Source organism: Mesorhizobium sp. M7A.F.Ca.US.014.04.1.1 (assembly GCF_003998745.1).
In the GTDB taxonomy this organism is placed as follows: domain Bacteria; phylum Pseudomonadota; class Alphaproteobacteria; order Rhizobiales; family Rhizobiaceae; genus Mesorhizobium; species Mesorhizobium ciceri.
Genome location: NZ_RZRW01001261.1, coordinates 1 through 725, shown reverse-complemented (window position 1 = coordinate 725; position 725 = coordinate 1). Strand labels below are relative to the sequence as shown.

Sequence of the window (725 nt, the reverse complement as noted above, 5' to 3'; positions counted from 1 at the left end):
CTATGGGAAAGCCGAGGCCCGCGCTGACGGCGAGCCAAGTGACGATGCCGCCGATCATGAGGAATTCGCCATGAGCGAAATTGATGATGCCGGTGAGGCCGAAGATCAGCGTCACGCCAATGGCGATGAGCGTGATGACGCTGGCGATGGAAAGGCCGTTGAGGATTTGCTGGATGAAGATATCCACGGCGATCGAGACCTGCCTGTCTTGCAAGAAAGGGAGTTGGCGGTGGATTCCGCCAACTCGGGTATGATGAAGCTTCAGCTCTTCGGCGCTTCGGCCGGGGGCTGCTGCATGGCGCAGGAGATGGCGCCGCCGGGTGCCGCCGCGCAGACTTCCGTCGCGTGGGTGACCTGGTGGGTCTGGTTAAAGGTCAAATCATCCGAGACCACGCCCTGGTGGTGGAGGCTCAGCAATGCGTCGACCGTCTTGTCCGGATCGAAACTGTCGGCCTTCTGCCAGGCTTCGACGAGGAAGTGGACGTAATCGTGGTAGAGCAGCGACACCGACGAGGTCACGCCATGCGGCGCGCCCGCGGCGAAGTAGGCGTCGAAATAAGCCTTGGCCTTCGGGTTCGAGGACTCGCCCCAGCACACCGGGACACAGCTCATCGCCACCGGCACATCGGCGGACAGCTGCTTTTCCTTCCAGATGCCGGGGTCAACGCCGAACAGGAAGTAGCTTTTCGCCGCACCGAGTTCGAGCGCCTGCGGCAGCGCCGTCA

Annotated in this window: 2 pseudogenes; both read right to left on the bottom strand. The window is 62.3% G+C overall.

From position 1 onward, the window contains the following. Positions 1 to 214: pseudogene (locus EOA22_RS35965) on the bottom strand (hypothetical protein); the annotation flags it as partial. A 47-nt stretch (positions 215 to 261) separates the two neighbouring features. Next, positions 262 to 725 (bottom strand): annotated as a pseudogene (locus tag EOA22_RS35960) (ABC transporter substrate-binding protein); the annotation flags it as partial.